Here is a 16142-nt window from a genome sequence, read left to right on the forward strand (position 1 = left end):
TCACAGCAAAGCGTCACAGCAAAGCGTCACAGCAAAGCGTCACAGCAAAGCGTCACAGCAAAGCGGAGGCCCGAGCGGCGGGTGTCGAAGCCGTGATGTGCCGGACAATCTCCACCCGCCACCACGAAGGCAGCAGCCGGCGTACGTCGGCACGGGCGAAGCGGTCATCGATGAGATACAGCACCCCTTGATCCGTCTGCCCTCGAATCACACGCCCTGCAGCCTGAACCACTTTCTGCAGCCCGGGAAACAGATACGTGTAGTCGTAGCCGGCGCCGAACTCTCCGTCCATGTGCGCTTTCATCTGCTGGTTGACCGGGTTGAGTTGCGGCAGTCCAAGCGTCGCGATGAACGCGCCGATCAACCGCGTGCCGCCCAGGTCGATGCCTTCTCCGAACGATCCACCGAGCACGGCGAAGCCGATACCACGGCCTGTCTGCGTAAAGCGCGCGAGAAAAGCCTGCTGGTCCGCTTCGCTCATCGAACGCGATTGCATCCACACCGCAATGTCCGGGTGCTCGCGAAGCAGCGCGTTGGCGACCTGGTCGAGGTAATCGAAGCTGCTGAAGAAACTCAGGTAGTTGCCGGGCGCCCGCCTGTATTGATCTGTGATGATATCGACGAGCCGTGGTACGGACTGCTCGCGATCGCGAAACCTTGTGGACACGTTCGCGATGGCCCGCACTTGCAATTGATCCGCGTGAAAGGGCGATTCCACATCCACTTGCAGGCAGGTTTCGGGAAGACCCAGCATGTCGCCATAGAAATGCATGGGCGTGAGCGTGGCCGAGAACAGCGCGACCGAATGAGCGCGGGCAAAGCGCGATTTCAGATGCGGCCCGGGCACACGGTTGCGCAGGCACAGCACGGTGGTGCGCCGCGTGGAGGCGTGCGGGGACAGGGTGGTATCGAAGAGCGAGTGGGTGTCGAAGCGCTCGGCAATACGCACGAAATGCATGGCATCAAAGTAAAAGCGCAGCGTCTCGCGATCGAGCGCGGCCGGTTGCTCGCCCGCGAACCCCGTCATGTCCGTCATGTCAGTTACCACTGCGATCATGTTTTCCAGGGCTTCAATGAAGCGCCCGGGAAGGTGTGCATGCACGTCGTAATCGGTCGCCTGCTCGCTCGACATGGTTTTCCATGCCCGGGAGATCTTGTCGAACGCGCGCTTCAATGCTGGCGGCGCCGTGCGGCGCACGCTGCGAAAACGCGCTTCATCCAGCGTGGCCGAGTACATGGCGCGGGCGCGTTCAACCAGGTTATGCGCTTCGTCCACCAGTACGCCAACGCGCCATTCCTTCGATTCTGCGAGGGAAAACAGCATGGCGCTGGTATCGAAGTAATAGTTGTAGTCGCCAACAATGACGTCGCTCCAGCGCGCCAGTTCCTGGCTCAGGTAGTACGGACAAACGGCGTGCTCCAGCGCTACCTCGCGCAACACGTGGCGGTCCAGTTGCGCGCCCTTGAGTGCGGCTTGCCGAGCGTCGGGCAAGCGGTCGTAGAAGCCGCGTGCGAGCGGGCAGGATTCGCCGTGGCAGGCTTTGTCGGGGTGTTCGCAGGCTTTGTCCCGCGCGACCAGTTCGAGCACGCGCAGCGGTATGCCGTGGCCAATCTCGGTGAGTGCGTCGAGGGCAAGCTGGCGGCCTGAACTCTTGGCGGTGAGGAAGAATATCTTGTCGAGCCGCGCCGCGGGCCACGCTTTCAACATTGGAAACAAGCTGCCTAACGTCTTGCCTATACCCGTTGGCGCTTGTGCCAGCAGACTGCGTCCGTGCAGGGTGCAACGGTAGATCGCCGCCGCCAGTTCCCGCTGCCCCGGATGCAATGACGCGTGAGGGAAAGCCATTTCCGTCAGCGCGCCGTCGAGTTTGACGCGATGTTCGAGCTCCTGTTGTGCCCAATCCAGAAAACGCTCGCAGTGTCCGCGAAAGTGCTCGCGCAGAGCATTGGCGGATTGCAGTTCGGTGAAGACGGTCTCCTTCTCGCTGCCAATATTGAAGTAGACGAGGGCAACGCGGATCTCCTGCAGGTTGAGCAATTTGCAGCACAGCCAGCCGTAGATGCGCGCTTGCGCCCAGTGCAGATGCCTATGGTTGTCGGGAATGGCGCTGAGCTTGCCGCGATACGTCTTGATCTCTTCCACCTGGTTCAGGCCGGGGTCGTAACCGTCCGCCCGGCCGCGAACTTGCAGGGGACCGAAGGTATCGGAGAGGCTCAATTCGGCTTGGTAGCGCTCGCCGCGACGAGCGGTGACGAGCTTATGCCCCGCCATGCCCTGTTGCGCGGTGGGCGAAGGCGTGAAGCGCAGGTCGAGGTCGCCGCGCTTGGCGGTGAACTCGCACAACGCGCGTACCGCGATGGTGTAGGCGGGTTGGTCGGGCATATCTACTGTATGGATATACAGTAGATATTATCACGATGAGATCGTGCGGAAAACATCGCGTGGAACGCCGGTTGCTGTGATTCCAGGGTACGAAGTTCCATCTATCGACTCCTGGAGAAACGAATGAAGACGACCCGATTATCCGCCGCGCTCGCAGCGTGCCTGATCCTCAGCACACCGCTCGCGTTTGCGCAGAGCGGCGGTGGCAACGGTAATGGTGGGACCGGTGGCGGCAATGCTCACGGCGCTGCAACGGCAGGCGCCACAAGCAGCGGCGATCCGGCCTCCGGGACGATGTCGAAGGGCGGCAAGACGCATCGCAAGATGACGCACAAGTCGGCCACCGATACAACCAACATGCCGGGTGCCGACGCGAGCAGCGACACGAAAGGCCAGTGAAGCCGCGACGATGAATGAAGCAAGGCGCGACCCTTTGGGCCGCGCCTTTTTGCACGCCAGGGCCAAGCCTTGGCGATAGAGATAGGTAAAGCTTCGTGCAGGAGGCCGCAATGGCGCAAACAGTAGGCGACTTTATCGTGGCACGGCTTCATGAATGGGGCGTGCGGAGAATGTTCGGTTACCCCGGCGACGGCATCAACGGCGTGTTCGGCGCACTGAGACGGGCGCAGGACAAGATCGATTTCGTCCAGACGCGGCATGAGGAAATGGCTGCGTTCATGGCGTGTGCGCACGCGAAATTCACGGGTGAACTGGGCGTGTGCATTGCCACCTCCGGACCCGGCGCGTCGCATTTGATTACCGGCCTCTACGACGCCCGCATGGACCACATGCCCGTGCTTGCCATCGTTGGACAGCAAGCGCGCTCGGCAATGGGCGGGCACTACCAGCAGGAACTGGATCTGGCGTCCATGTTCAAGGACGTGGCGGGGTCGTTCGTGCAGCAGGCCAGCGTGCCCTCGCAGGTACGGCATCTCGTTGACCGGGCGATCCGCACGGCTTTGTCGGAGCGGCGCGTGACGGCGATCATCCTGCCGAACGATTTGCAGGAGATGCCCTACGAAGAACCTGAACGCGCGCACGGCACGTTGCACTCGGGCGTGGGATGGACCGCACCCAAGGTGATTCCTTACGCTGCCGATCTCGCACGGGCCGCGGACGTGCTGAACGACGGGCGGCGCGTCGCCATCCTGGCCGGCGCGGGGGCGTTGAACGCCACGGAAGAACTGATCGCGGTCGCTGACAGGCTTGGGGCGGGCGTTGCAAAGGCGCTGCTCGGCAAGGCCGCGCTTCCCGACGACCTGCCTTGGGTGACCGGGTCGATCGGTTTGCTTGGCACCGAACCCAGTTACAAGCTGATGACCGAATGCGACACGTTGCTGATGGTCGGATCGGGATTTCCGTATGCGGAGTTTTTGCCGAAGGAAGGGCAGGCGCGTGGTGTCCAGATCGACCTGAAGGGCGACATGCTGAGCCTGCGATACCCGATGGAAGTCAACCTTCAGGGCGATGCCGCCGAGACTTTGCGAGCGCTGCTGCCGTTGCTCGAATACAAGACGACGGGGAGTTGGCGCGACCGCATCTTTCGCTGGAATCGCAGTTGGCACGAGACGCTGAAGGATCGCGCAATGCAGGATGCCGCACCGGTCAATCCGCAACGCGTGGCGATGGCGTTGTCGTCGCGGTTGCCGGACAACGCTATCGTCACGAGCGACTCCGGATCCTGCGCGAACTGGTTTGCCCGCGACGTGCAAGTCAGGCACGGCATGCTGTGTTCGTTGTCAGGCGGTCTTGCGTCGATGGGCGCCGCCGTGCCTTACGCAATCGCCGCTCGGCTTGCCTATAGGGACCGGCCAGTGGTCGCGATGGTCGGCGACGGCGCCATGCAGATGAACAACATGGCGGAGCTCATTACGCTGGCGAAGTATCGCAAGCCGACTGATGCGGCGTGGATCTGCGTCGTGTTCAATAATCAGGACCTGAACCAGGTGACGTGGGAGCAGCGGGTGATGGAGGGGGACCCGAAGTTCGAAGCCTCCCAGCAGATTCCCGATGTGGCGTATCACAAGTTCGCGGAGTTGATCGGCCTGAAGGGACTCTTCGTCGATGACCCTGCGCGGCTGGGTGCCGCGTTCGATGAGGCGTTTGCGTCGGATCGGCCCGTCGTGCTGGAAGTGAAGACCGATCCGAACGTGCCGCCGCTGCCACCGCACATCACGGTCAAGCAAGCCAAGGCGTTTGCGTCCACGTTGTTGCAAGGCGATCCCGAGCAGGGCAGCGTGATTGTCGACACGGCGAAGCAGGTCCTGTCCAGCATGCTTCCCCGGTCAAAAAGCTAAGCGCTGCTGCGCAGGTGGTTGACGGGAGAATCGAACAAGCAGCCGCTTTTTGCTTGAGGCGGAAGAGATCCACCAAAATTAACCCCAAAACAGTGTGGATGGACGATCAAAGCAAAGCGGCTGCGCCCGCGTCGTGGATCCACGAGCCACGAAGAAGCAAGAATGACCGATCGGTTCCCGGGAATCTCGCGACGCAGCCGCTCGACTCAAGGCCTCGACTCAAGCGCTCGACTCAAGCGCTCGACTCAAAGAGTGAGGCTGGACCGCCTGAAGCCGACCCGCTAGTTTTCGATGCCCAAGCCTGAATCGGAGAAGAGCGGTCGCGGCGGTTTGCGTGCGCAATTGACAACCCAGGTCGTCGCGCGTGGGGCGAGCTTACGCACCCGTACCCAATAAATAACGCGCCCGCCTGTCCCGAAGAAATGCCGCGTGAATATAATGAGCGCCGCCTGGGCTCCACAGATGAAACCCGGATGATTTGATCTCCTGGCGCAAAGCGCACGCGTGCGTGCCGAGCATCGCTTCGCCCGGCCGCTGTTTAGCGCATTCGTTCAGACGCGTAGTGGTATCTTCAATCCGTCAAAGCACCCCGAACCGAGGCCCCTGGAGTGAGCGAAACTACAACATCAACGGTGCCACCCGCAGGAGAGGACGCACCGGGCGCGGCTCATAGCCCGAGTTCGCTGGGTTTTCCTGTTGTCGGGATTGGTGCGTCCGCAGGGGGCGTCCAGGCGCTGCTGCGCTTCTTTGAAAACGCGCCAGCCGACATGGGCATGGCGTTTGTCGTGGTCCTGCACTTGTCGGCGAAGCATGTCAGCGGTGCGGACAAGGTGCTGCAGAACGTGACCCGCATGCGCGTGTCGCAGGTCAACGGACCGACACAGATCGAAGCCAATCACGTCTACGTCATCGCGCCGGGCAAGAGCCTCACGATGGTGGACGCTCACCTGGACGCACGCAACGCCGAGCCCACGGTGGGCCGGCCAGTCACTATCGACCGGTTTTTCCGGAGCCTGGCGGACGCGCACGGCCAGCGCGCGATGTGCATCGTGATGTCCGGCACGGGCAGCGACGGCGCGCTCGGCATCGCCAGCGTGAAGGAAAAGGGGGGCGTGACCCTCGCGCAGGAGCCGAACGACGCCGAATACGCAGAGATGCCGCAGAACGCGATCCTGACAGACCAGGTCGACCTGGTGCTGCCGGTGGTGGAGATGCCGCAGCGGCTGCTCGACATCTGGAACAACGCCAAGCGCATCGCCCTGCCCGAACTGGAACCGGCAACGCTTGGCCCGGACGACCGGGCCGACCGCCGGGGCGAGGCCGAACTCGCTTTGCAGGCCATTCTGGCGACGTTGCGCGCCCGCACCGGCCACGACTTCCGTTTCTACAAGCGGGCGACCATGCTGCGCCGGATCGAGCGGCGCCTGCAAGTCAACGGCGTGCCGGACCTCATTGCCTACCGCGACCTGCTGCGGGATAACCCGCGCGAAACTGCAGCCTTGCTCAAGGACATGCTGATTGGCGTGACCAGTTTTTTCCGCGATAGAGAAGCGTTCGAGTCGCTCGAGCGCGGCGTGCTGCCGGCCTTGTTCCAAAACAAGGCAGACGGCGACCAGGTTCGCGCGTGGGTCGCGGGATGCTCGTCGGGCGAGGAAGCGTATTCGCTTGCCATGCTCCTGTGCGAGCAGCGCGAAGCGTTGCGTTCCTCCGCCAACATCCAGGTGTTCGCCACCGATATTGACGAGAGCGCGGTTGCGCGCGCACGGGCCGGACTGTATCCCGAGTCGATCATGGCCGACATTCGCCCCTCCACGCTGCGGCAATTTTTTGTCAGGACCGACTCGCGCTATGAGGTGGTGAAAAGCGTGCGCGAGAAGATCCTGTTCGCCATGCACAACGTGCTGCGCGATCCGCCGTTCTCGCGGCTTGACCTGGTTTCCTGCCGCAACCTCCTGATCTATCTCGACCGCGGCGTGCAGAACCAGGTGCTGGAGATGTTCCACTACGCGTTGTACCCGAACGGGTATCTGTTCCTGGGCACCTCGGAGTCGGCGGACTCGGTCGAGGAACTGTTCAGCGTGGTCGACAAGAAGAATCGTATATACCGGGCGAAGGCGGCGAAGCTGCCGAACCGCCCGTCCTTGGGTGCTCCGTCGCTGCTGATGCAAGGACGTAATACGCACGACGAAGAGGCGGGGTCCGCGCTGCTCCCGGGGCGCCGCAATTTCTCGTTCAGTGCGTTGCACCAGCGTGTGCTCGAGCAATACGCGCCGCCCAGCGTGATCGTCAACCGCGATTCGAAGATCGTGCATATGTCGGACAACGCGGGACGGTTCCTCCGGTATGTCGGCGGCGAGCCTTCGAGCAACATGATTGCCGTCGTGCTGCCGGAACTGCGGCTCGACCTGCGTACCGCGCTGTTCCAGGCCGCGCAGACGGGCAATAGCGTGGAGGCCCGGCGCGTCAAGCTGCAGCGCGATGGCCACCCTTCATACGTCAACATGACCGTCCGCCCGTTCCACGATGCTGCCGCCGACGCCGATTTCCTCCTCGTCCTGTTCGACGAGGTCCAGGAAGCGATGACGGAAAACAGGATGGTCGTGGAGCAGCAAACGGGCAATGAAACCGTGATGCAGCAACTCGAACAAGAGTTGCATTCGAGCAAGGAACAACTGCAGACCACGATCGAACAGTACGAGACGTCGACGGAGGAGTTGAAGGCGTCGAATGAAGAGTTGCAGGCGATCAACGAAGAGTTGAGATCGGCGACGGAGGAACTCGAAACCAGCAAGGAAGAGTTGCAGTCGGTGAACGAGGAACTCATCACGGTCAACGCGGAACTGCAGGCGAGGATGGAGGAAACCGGCAAGGCCAATGACGACCTGCAGAACCTGATTACCTCTACGGACATTGCCACTATTTTCGTCGATCGCGCGATGTGCATCAAACGCTATACGCCGAGCGCGGCCACGGTGTTCAACCTGATCGGCGCGGATGTCGGGCGCTCGTTGTTCGACATCACGCACCGGCTCGTCTATCCCGAGCTGGCCGACGACGTGAGCGCGACGTTCCAGTCGCTGCGCCTGACCGAGCGTGAGGTCGCCACCTCGGACGGCCGCTGGTTCTTCGCGCGTGTGTTGCCCTACCGGACGGCGGACGATCGGATTGACGGTGCGGTGCTCAGTCTGGTTGAAACCACGGCGCGCCGCCGCGCGGAGGCAAACGTGCGGGCGGGCGAAGAACGCCTGAGACTCGCGGCGCAGACGACGAACGACTTCGCGATCATCGTGCAGGATCCCGAAGGCCGCATCGTCAGCTGGAATGCTGGCGCCGAGCGCGTCTTTGGTTATACGGCAGAGGAAGCGGTCGGGCACAATATCGACGTGATCTTTACGGCAGAGGATCAGGAAACGCGCATGGCGGCGCACGAACGCGCGGTTGCGCAACGCGACGGCCGTGCCGACGACGATCGCTGGCATGTCGCGAAGGGCGGCCGCCGAGTGTATTGCAGCGGCGTGGTGACACCGCTCTCCGATCCGAAATTCACGGGCTATGCGAAGATCGTGAGGGACCTCTCGGACCGCAAGACACAGGAAGACGCGCGGCAGGTGCAACTCGCGCAGGAGCGGGCTGTGCGGGCGCAAGCGGAGGCGGCGAACCGGCTCAAGGACGATTTCCTGGCCGTGCTGTCGCATGAATTGAAGCACCCGCTCAACCTGATTCACGTGAAGGCGGAGATGTTGCCGCGTATTCCCGAGGCGCGTGGCGTACCGGCGATCCAGCTCGCGGCGGAGGCGATCCAGCGGGCGGTGCTTGGTCAGGCGAAGATCATCGACGACTTGCTGGACCTGTCGCGCGTGCGTACCGGCAAGCTGGCGTTGAACCTGGCGATGGGCGACGTCGCGGCCATGCTGCAGACCATTGCCGATGCAATCGAGGCGGACGCGGCATCAAGAGGCATCGCGCTGTCGTTCGAGGGTCTGGACGAACCAGTCTGGACCAGGGTGGACCCCGTACGCTTCGACCAGATCGTGTGGAACCTGCTCAGCAACGCACTGAAGTTTACGCCGCAGGGCGGCTCGGTTTCTGTTCGCCTCACGTGCGAGGAGGACGAGTTGCGCATCGATGTGACGGACACCGGGATGGGGATCGAAGCGCCGCTGTTGCCGCATATCTTCGAGATGTTCTCCCAAGGAAGCGAGGCTCGCCGCAAGACCGGCGGCGGCATGGGTATCGGCCTCGCGCTGGTCAAGCAACTCGTGGAGATGCATGCGGGAAGCGTGCTCGCGCATTCGGATGGGGTCGAGCGAGGCACGCGGTTGAGCGTCTGGTTGCCGCTGGTCGACGGCCATCCCGTGGGCAAGCATGCGCTGGAGGAGCGCAGCGCAGCGCTGGCGGGCGTGCGTATTCTGGTCGTCGGTGACGACTCTGAAACCGCGAGTGCATTCGCGGCTTTGCTGCAACTCGAGGGTGCGCTGGTCGCTACCGCGCACGACGGCGAGGACGCGCTCGCACTGCTCGAGCGCAACCACGTGGATCTGCTCGTCTGCGACATCAGCATTCCCGGCATGGACGGCTACGAACTCATGGGCCAGGTGCGGGCAAATCCTCGTTTGGCCCAGTTGCCCGCCATTGCGTTGACAGGCTATACGGCGGGTACCGACGACCAGCGTGCACGCGAGTCGGGCTTTGATCTGACGTTGACCAAGCCGGTTGCTCTTGACGCGCTGATTGCCGCCGCCGAGCAAGTGTTCTTCCGGCGCGGCGCACATGGCGGCGGCACGCATGAGCATGGCTGATGACTGGCGGGTGGGATGGCCTGCTTCAGCGCGCTATTTGTAAATGTAGGCGCGCAACTGCGTCACGTCGCGTGTGGTGACGGGTGACGCATTATTACCCCACGTCGTTCGGATGAACGTCAGCACTTGCGCCATTTCCGTGTTGGTCAGCTTGCCGGCGTAAGCCGGCATGTTCTTGCGCGGCGGCCCTTGCTGCGTGTCGGGAGAATTGCCGCCTTCCACCATCAGGCGCATTAGCGAGGTGGTATGGGCACCTAACGCAGCGGGGTTGCCCGCAGGCACAACCAGTAAGAAAGCGCGTTGAGGCGAGGGAATGCCATGTCGCGCGCACCAAGGATCAGTGGCCACAAATAGTTGGAAAATCCGGACAGCACGGGCAGTGCGTACAGGAAGATCATCGTCACGCCGTGCATGGTGAAAAGCTGGCTGTATTGCTCGGGTGTGAGCATGGTCGCGTCGGGACGCGCGAGTTGCACGCGCATGATCAGCGCTTCCACGCCGCCCATCAGCAGGAACACGAAGGCGGTGACCAGATATCGCAGGCCGATGCTCTTGTGATCGACTGTCGATAACCATCCTCGCAAGCCCGGTGAAGCTTCCCAGATCTCGGCAAGGCGCTTTTGCCCGTGGTCACTGCGGTGTCGTTGGGCATGTCTGGCGCACGCGCTTGTTGCGCGAACCATGCGGCGAAATTGGCGCGGCTTTCGGCGATGACCTCGAACGCCATATGTGCATGCTGCGCGCCGCAAAACTGCGAGCACTGTCCGCGATAGACACCGGGGACATCGGCCTGAAGCCATTGTTCGTTGGTCTGGCCGGGAATCGCCTGGGTCTTGCCGGCAAGCCTGGGTACCCAGAACGTGTGGATCACGTCGGCGCTGTTCAGCTTGAACCGTACCGGCTCGCCAGTGGGAATGTGGATCTCGTTGGCGGTGACGAAACGCGCGGAAGCATCGGGCGCGTCGTCGTAGGCGACCTTCCACCGCCAGTCGTAAGCGGTCACGGTGATTGTCAGCGCGGGGGGTCGGCTGGCGCTGCTACTTGAATCGAGTGCTCCGCGGGGTGTGTCGAGTGTGAATCGACGAACCCGGATGCAATCGACGCACCCAGACGAATCGCTTTCAGGTGGTCGGCTGCCCAAGCAACGTACGGCAATGACGTGCAATCTGCCGTTCTTCCTGCGTCTCGATCACGTCGAACTGAACATCGAGAAATTCGAGTCCGTCGCAAATGCGTTCACGCACGGTCGCGGCGTGCTCGCCAATCCCGCCGGTGAACACCACGCGGTCGAGACCTCCCATCAACGCAGCATATGCGCCGATGGTTTTGCGTACAGCAGTACAGAAGATATCGATGGCGAGTTCCGCATCCGCGTCGCTGCGTTGCAGAAGCGCCTGCATGTCGTCGTTCGAATCGGAGAGGCCCTTGAGGCCGCTTTCGTGATTGATCAGGTGCTCGAGCGCGTCAGCGTCAAGCGTTCCGGTCCGCATCAGATAAACCAGCACGCCAGGGTCGAGGTCGCCGGTGCGCGTTGCCATGGGAATGCCGCCGCTCGGCGTGAGACCCATGCTTGTATCGATTGAACGGCCATCGCGAATGGCGCACAGGCTTGCGCCGCTGCCGAGATGCGCGACCACGAGGCGTGGGGGAAGGTCGTTGCCGAGCGTTGCGACGATCGATTCGTATGACAGGCCGTGGAAGCCGTATCGGATGACCCCTTCGTCAGCGTAGTGTTTCGGCAATGCGAGGTGCGTGGCTCGCGCGGGCATGGTCCGGTGGAACGCGGTGTCGAGGCAGGCGTAATGCGGCACGTCGTTGAAAATCTGCTGTGCCAAGTCGAGCAGTTCGAGCGCCTGCGGCAGATGCAAGGGTGCGAATTGCACGGCATCGCGCAAGATCTGTTTCACCTCGGGCGTGATGAGCGCATGGCCGCTCAGGTGCGGACCGCCATGCACTACCCGATGCCCCACCGCGGCCAGCGGCTGGTCGAGATGCGCATGCAGCGCGTCGGCCACGCGCTGCAACGCGTCGTGCTGCGACTCCATCACGTGGTTTTGCGTGACATCGATCGCACCATCCGATGAGCGCATGGTCAGCGAACCGTCGTCGCGGCCGATGCCCTTCGCGCTGCCGGTCAGCCACGGCGTTTCGTCACCGCTGTCCGCCGTAGCGTCCGACTTCTTGCCGGGCATATACACGCCGAATTTAAGCGACGACGAACCGCTGTTCAGCACCAGGATACCCAGGGTCATGGTGTCAGCCTTTCCAAACCCAGTTACGGATTTCATCGCGGTCAATGCCTTGCGCGTGGGCGTAAGTAATGCTCGCGTTGATCTGGTCCTTGAGCCAGTTTTTCGTGTGAGCGCCGGTATCGCGAAGCCGCGGCACACGATCGATTACATCGATACACAGCGAAAAGCGGTCGACCTGGTTGATGATCGCCAACTCGAACGGGGTATTGATGTTGCCGCGTTCCCGATAACCATGCACATGCATGTTCTCGTGATTCGTGCGGTTATACGTGAGCTTGTGAACGAGCGACGGATACGAGTGGAAGTTGAAGATGACCGGCTTCTCGCGCGAAAAGATGGAATCGAAATCGCGACCGGACAACCCGTGCGGATGATCGGTGTCGGGCATCAGCCGGAACAGGTCCACCACGTTGACGAAGCGGATCTTGAGGTCGGGGAAATGTTCCTTCAGGATCTCGACGGCGGCGAGCGATTCCATGGTGGCGATATCCCCGGCACAGGCCATCACCACGTCCGGTTCTGTGTTCTCGTCCGTCGATGCCCAGTCCCAGATGCCAATGCCCTTGGTGCAATGCGCAAGCGCAGCTTCCATGTCAAGGTACTGCAAGTGCGGCTGCTTGTCCGCGACAATCACGTTGATGTAGTCGCGCGAACGCAGGCAATGATCCATCACGCTCAGCAGGCAGTTCGCGTCGGGCGGCAAGTAAATGCGCACGACTTCGGGACTCTTGTTCGTGACGACATCGAGGAAACCTGGGTCCTGGTGGGTGAAACCATTGTGATCCTGACGCCATACCAGCGAGGTGATCAACAAGTTCACTGAAGGCACCGGCGCTCGCCAGTCGAGTTCGCTCTTCGCCTTTTCCAGCCACTTGGCATGCTGGTTGAACATGGAATCAATCACATGCACGAATGCTTCGTAGGTCGCGAACAAGCCGTGCCGGCCCGTCAGCACGTAACCTTCGAACCAGCCTTCCAGCGTGTGCTCGCTGAGCATTTCCATGACGCGGCCGTCCGGCGATAACGCGCCGCCGTCGCTGTCTTCCGGCTTGATCTCGGCGATCCAGCGTTTGCCCGACGCTTCATACACGCCGTCGAGTTTGTTGCTGGCGGTTTCATCGGGACCGAACAGCTTGAAGGTGCTCATGTTGCGCTTGATCACATCGCGCAGCCAGGTCGCGAGTACGAACGTGGGCGACTGGTACGTGCTGGCCGGGTCCTTGACTTTGAACGCGTAGTCGCGGATGTCGGGCAGGTCCAGCGAGCGCCTGAGCCGGCCACCATTCGCATGCGGATTCGCGCTGATGCGGCGCTCGCCCTTTGGCGCCATCTCACGCAGTTCTTCGATCAGCGTGCCGTTCTCGTCGAAGAGTTCTTCCGGTTTGTAGCTGCGCATCCACGCTTCCACGATCTTCAGGTTCTTCGCGTTGGTCACCGGATCGAGCACTGGCACCTGGTGCGCGCGCCAGAAATCCTCGACCTTGTGGCCGTCGACTTCCTTCGGGCCGGTCCAGCCTTTAGGCGAACGCAGGACGATCATTGGCCAGCGCGGACGCGTGATGTCACCGGTCGAGCGCGCATGAGCCTGGATCGCGCGAATCTCGCCGATGCAAGTCGCAAGCGTCTCGGCCATCAGTTGATGCATGACCGCGGGGTCGTTGCCCGAGACAAAGTGCGGTTTGTACCCGTAACCGGTCATCAGTGCTTCGAGTTCTTCTTGCGGAATGCGCGCGAGGATGGTCGGATTCGCGATCTTGTAACCGTTCAAGTGCAGGATGGGTAGCACCGCGCCGTCGATCACCGGGTTCAGGAACTTGTTCGAATGCCACGAGGTGGCGAGCGGGCCGGTCTCGGCTTCGCCGTCACCCACCATCACCGCCACGATCAGGTCGGGGTTATCGAATGCCGCCCCGTAGCCATGCGAGAGGCTGTAACCCAGCTCGCCGCCTTCGTGTATTGACCCCGGCGTCTCAGGAGTGCAATGCGAACCGATGCCCCCGGGCGATGAGAAAGCGCGGAACAGGCGCAGCATGCCGGTTTCGTCAGCGCTGCGATCTGGATAGACCTCGGAGTAATAACCCTCCAGATACGAGTTCGACAAGGTTGCGGGTGCGCCATGCCCCGGCCCCGAGACATACATGACGTTCAGGTCGTCCTTCATGATCAGGCGGTTCAGGTGCACCCAGGTGAACGACTGACCGGGGTCCGAACCCCAATGTCCGAGCAGGCGCTGCTTGATGTGCTCCGCCTTGAGCGGTTCGCGCAGGAGCGGGTTGGCGCGTAAATAGATCATGCCTACCGACAGATAATTGCATGCACGCCAGTAGGCGTCGATCTTGCGCAATTCGTCGGGGGAAAGGGGGAGGGAGCGGGGAGTTGCCTGTGTGTCCATATCGTGTCCGTTGTATCCGTTGTATCCGTTGGTGGAGGGCGGTGTCACTCGGTTCCGGCGGGTCACTCTGCGAGTCGCTCTTAAGGGTCGCTCTTAAGGGTCGCTCTTACTGAGGCATTCGGGCGCCAAGGCGTTCTGTATTGTGCCGCGTGGGGCAGGATCACGGTCAGTCACGACCATGACATGGATCAAAGGCAAGGCTATGACTGGCGGTTTTTACGCGGGGAAGTCGCATGCAGGAGCGGGTTGAAGCCGGCGGACGGTGCTGTCTTGCGCGCGGTTTTAGCCGCTCTTTTCCTGCCACTGCCGCCGGACAACTGGTTGATCAGATCGCTGTCGGGTTCGTCTTCCTGCGGTTCGTCATCCTGCGGTTCATCGGGCTCCTCGCGTTCGCCAGTGTCGTCGTGCTCTTCAGCACTGATACCACCAATATGCCCGATCACCGCGAAAAATTCCTTCGATGCCTGGCGGATGGCCCGTCCCGGCATCATGGTCATGGCGACCACTTCGTGCAGCGACTTGTTGTCAACGGTACGGAGCCGGGGCGGGGTGTTCCAGTTGATCGCGCTGTCAGCAAAACCGGCTATGACGTGTTGTAGCACGGCTGGGGAAAGCACGCCGCCGTCGTAGAGAGCAATCAGCGCGGCTTCGGCGGCGGCGAACAATCCGTTCGCCGGGGCGGGACGTTTTGCCATCAATTTTGCGAGGGAGTCAAAGACGGCTTGACGCGCCAGACTGCGTCGCCCACGTCATCGGCAACCAGCAGCGCGCCGTCACGGTCGAGCGTTACGCCGACCGGGCGTCCTCGTGCATCGCCTTCTGGCGAGAGGAATCCCGTAAGGATATCTTCAGGCGGCCCCGACGGTCTTCCCCCGGAAAATGGCACGAAGATCACCTTGTAGCCACTGCGCGGCTTGCGATTCCACGAGCCATGCTGCCCAATGAACGCACCATTGCGATACTTCGCGGGGAACAGGGTGGCGTCGTAGAACGTGAAGCCCAGCGGCGCGGTATGCGAGCCCAACGCGTAGTCCGGCGCAATCGCCCGGGCGACCATCTCGGGATTTTGTGGCTTTACGCGGGTATCGACGTGCTGGCCGTAATAACTGTAGGGAAAACCGTAGAACGCGCCGTCTTTCACCGCTGTCATGTAGTCGGGAACAAGATCGTTACCCAGTTCGTCGCGCTCGTTGACCACGGTCCAAAGCGCACCGCTTTCCGGGTTCCACGACATGCCGTTAGGATTGCGCAAGCCCGATGCGAAGATGCGCGATTTGCCCGTTGTCCGATCGATTTCCATGATCGACGCGCGTCCTTCTTCCGCTTCGATGCCGTTCTCGCCCGCGTTGCTGTTCGACCCCACCGTGGCGTAAAGCAGTTTGCCGTCGCGGCTCGCGATCAGGTTCTTGGTCCAGTGATGATCAATCGGTCCCGCCGGCAGGTCGGCGAGTTTTTCACCCGGCCCGGGAATCGACGTGTCGCCCGTGTGGTACTTGAAATGCAGTATGGCGTCGGTGTTTGCCACGTAGAGATCGTCTCCGACCAGCACCATGCCGAACGGGGAATGCAGCTTGTCGATGAACACGCTGCGCTGGTCCGCTACGCCGTCATGATTGCTGTCGCGAAGCAGGATGATGCGATCCGGGCTCGCTTTGGCTGCGCCCGCACGCTTTTGAAATTGTTTCGTGATCCAGCCTTTGAACCCGCTCTTCGAATCGTGGACGGCCGGCGCATTGCTTTCTGCCACGAGCACGTCCCCGTTGGGCAATGTTGTAAGCCAGCGTGGATGATCGAGTCCTCTCGCAAACGCCGTTACGCTGAAGCCCGCGGCGGCCGTTGGCATGGCGCCTTCGGGCCAGGGTTTCGCGGGCGCCACGTTGAGCGTGGGAATCAGCGTTGACTGTGGAGGAGGCAGCGTGGGATTCGGGCCATAGCCCGTCGCAGTGTCGTTTGCTGCGTTCGCACAGCCGCCCAGCAACACCATGCCGCTTAAGCTCGCAACGCACACCGCGGCTGTTG

General features: G+C 62.0%; 10 protein-coding genes and 1 pseudogene. 3 read left to right on the forward strand and 8 right to left on the reverse strand.

Going from position 1 to position 16142, the window contains the following annotated elements; genetic code table 11:
- Positions 1-52: 52 nt before the first annotated feature.
- Positions 53-2383: an ATP-dependent DNA helicase gene (locus BSU04_RS25665; protein WP_089163216.1), complete on the reverse strand. Its 2331-nt coding sequence runs from the start codon at positions 2381-2383 to the stop codon at positions 53-55.
- 123 nt (positions 2384-2506) lie between these two features.
- Between BSU04_RS25665 and BSU04_RS25670 the strand changes: the two genes are divergently transcribed.
- The 3 genes from BSU04_RS25670 (at position 2507) to BSU04_RS25680 (ending at position 9479) form a co-directional block, all read left to right on the forward strand.
- On the forward strand, positions 2507-2782 hold the full coding sequence (locus BSU04_RS25670; RefSeq protein ID WP_089163217.1) for a hypothetical protein: 276 nt from the start codon (positions 2507-2509) through the stop codon (positions 2780-2782).
- Between the two features lie 110 nt (positions 2783-2892).
- Positions 2893-4680 carry a thiamine pyrophosphate-requiring protein gene (locus BSU04_RS25675; protein ID WP_089163218.1) on the forward strand — a complete coding sequence of 596 codons (1788 nt, stop codon included), beginning with the start codon at positions 2893-2895 and terminating at the stop codon, positions 4678-4680.
- 608 nt (positions 4681-5288) lie between these two features.
- A complete protein-coding gene (locus BSU04_RS25680) occupies positions 5289-9479 on the forward strand; it encodes a CheR family methyltransferase (protein WP_373452865.1) in 4191 nt (1396 codons plus the stop codon).
- A 33-nt stretch (positions 9480-9512) separates the two neighbouring features.
- Here BSU04_RS25680 and BSU04_RS25685 read toward each other — a convergent pair whose 3' ends face one another.
- From BSU04_RS25685 to BSU04_RS25715, 7 genes and pseudogenes are all read right to left on the reverse strand, one after another.
- Entirely contained in the window at positions 9513-9713 is a 201-nt protein-coding gene (locus BSU04_RS25685) for a c-type cytochrome (RefSeq protein ID WP_144021353.1), read from the reverse strand.
- 35 nt (positions 9714-9748) lie between these two features.
- A pseudogene (locus tag BSU04_RS25690) lies at positions 9749-10102 on the reverse strand (cbb3-type cytochrome c oxidase subunit I); the annotation flags it as partial.
- Positions 9985-10482, reverse strand: a complete 498-nt coding sequence (locus BSU04_RS47940; protein ID WP_373452866.1) for a hypothetical protein — start codon at positions 10480-10482, stop codon at positions 9985-9987. The pseudogene BSU04_RS25690 and the gene BSU04_RS47940, both read right to left, overlap by 118 nt.
- 118 nt (positions 10483-10600) lie before the next feature.
- Positions 10601-11767 (reverse strand): acetate/propionate family kinase, encoded by a 1167-nt coding sequence (locus tag BSU04_RS25700; protein WP_256983293.1) that lies wholly within the window; start codon positions 11765-11767, stop codon positions 10601-10603.
- Positions 11736-14123, reverse strand: a complete 2388-nt coding sequence (locus tag BSU04_RS25705) for a phosphoketolase family protein (protein ID WP_089163222.1) — start codon at positions 14121-14123, stop codon at positions 11736-11738. Before BSU04_RS25705 ends, BSU04_RS25700 begins: the two co-directional genes overlap by 32 nt.
- A 200-nt stretch (positions 14124-14323) precedes the next feature.
- Positions 14324-14788 (reverse strand): hypothetical protein, encoded by a 465-nt coding sequence (locus tag BSU04_RS25710; RefSeq protein ID WP_256983294.1) that lies wholly within the window; start codon positions 14786-14788, stop codon positions 14324-14326.
- A 29-nt stretch (positions 14789-14817) separates the two neighbouring features.
- Positions 14818-16107, reverse strand: coding sequence for a PQQ-dependent sugar dehydrogenase (locus tag BSU04_RS25715; RefSeq protein ID WP_089163224.1), 1290 nt, complete (start codon positions 16105-16107; stop codon positions 14818-14820).
- Between the last annotated feature and the right edge of the window lie 35 nt (positions 16108-16142).

The sequence above is a fragment of the Caballeronia sordidicola genome (assembly GCF_002220365.1).
Taxonomy (GTDB): domain Bacteria; phylum Pseudomonadota; class Gammaproteobacteria; order Burkholderiales; family Burkholderiaceae; genus Caballeronia; species Caballeronia sordidicola_C.

What these genes read in the sequence shown, in the direction of transcription:
- BSU04_RS25665 (WP_089163216.1), bottom strand. Translation starts at nt 2,383, where the DNA reads ATGCCCGACCAACCCGCCTACACCATCGCGGTACGCGCGTTGTGCGAG.
- BSU04_RS25670 (WP_089163217.1), top strand. Translation starts at nt 2,507, where the DNA reads ATGAAGACGACCCGATTATCCGCCGCGCTCGCAGCGTGCCTGATCCTC.
- BSU04_RS25675 (WP_089163218.1), top strand. Translation starts at nt 2,893, where the DNA reads ATGGCGCAAACAGTAGGCGACTTTATCGTGGCACGGCTTCATGAATGG.
- BSU04_RS25685 (WP_144021353.1), bottom strand. Translation starts at nt 9,713, where the DNA reads ATGCGCCTGATGGTGGAAGGCGGCAATTCTCCCGACACGCAGCAAGGG.
- BSU04_RS25700 (WP_256983293.1), bottom strand. Translation starts at nt 11,767, where the DNA reads ATGAAATCCGTAACTGGGTTTGGAAAGGCTGACACCATGACCCTGGGT.
- BSU04_RS25705 (WP_089163222.1), bottom strand. Translation starts at nt 14,123, where the DNA reads ATGGACACACAGGCAACTCCCCGCTCCCTCCCCCTTTCCCCCGACGAA.
- BSU04_RS25715 (WP_089163224.1), bottom strand. Translation starts at nt 16,107, where the DNA reads ATGGTGTTGCTGGGCGGCTGTGCGAACGCAGCAAACGACACTGCGACG.